Annotated in this window: 1 rRNA gene; it reads right to left on the reverse strand. The window is 55.2% G+C overall.

Features of this window, described 5'->3' with window-relative positions:
* Window positions 1-786, reverse strand: a 23S ribosomal RNA gene (locus E5336_RS12275); the annotation flags it as partial.

The following is a 786-nucleotide window of genomic DNA, read 5'->3' on the forward strand; positions in this document are numbered from 1 at the left end:
GACCGCCCCAGTCAAACTGCCCGCCTGGCACTCTCCCCGATCCTGTTCCAGGACCCAGGTTAGGGCTCCAAACGCTCAAGGGTGGTATCCCAACATCGACTCAAGACGCACTGGCGTGCTCCTCTCTTCGTCTCCCACCTATCCTGTACATGTTCGTTCAGAACCCAATGCCAAGCTGCAGTAAAGCTCCATGGGGTCTTTCCGTCTAGTTGCGGGTAACCTGCATTTTCACAGGTACTAAGATTTCACCGAGTCTGCTGCCGAGACAGCGCCCAAATCGTTACACCTTTCGTGCGGGTCAGAACTTACCTGACAAGGAATTTCGCTACCTTAGGACCGTTATAGTTACGGCCGCCGTTCACTGGGGCTTCGGACCACTGCTTCATCTTTCGATTCACAGATCCCCTTAACCTTCCAGCACCGGGCAGGTGTCACCCCCTATACTTCGCCTTGCGGCTTCGCAGAGAGCTGTGTTTTAGTTAAACAGTCGCTTGGGCCTTTTCACTGCGGCTCTCTCTCGAGAGCGCCCCTTCTCGCGAACTTACGGGGCCATTTTGCCGAGTTCCTTGGCAACAGTTCTCTCGCTCACCTTGGCCTACTCAGCCTGCCCACCTGTGTCGGTTTTGGTACGGGCCGCTCGATACCTCTTTGCTAGAAGCTTTTCTTGGAAGCCGTCCTTAGCGCTTCGCTACTCTCTTTCGATTTCGCTTACCCTTCACGCCCTGCCTTCCGATACCGGATTTGCCTGGTATCCGTCTGCTGCGCTTGGCCCTCAATCCATTCAGA

Source organism: Dubosiella muris, assembly GCF_004793885.1.
GTDB classification, from domain to species: Bacteria; Bacillota_I; Bacilli_A; order Erysipelotrichales; family Erysipelotrichaceae; genus Dubosiella; species Dubosiella muris.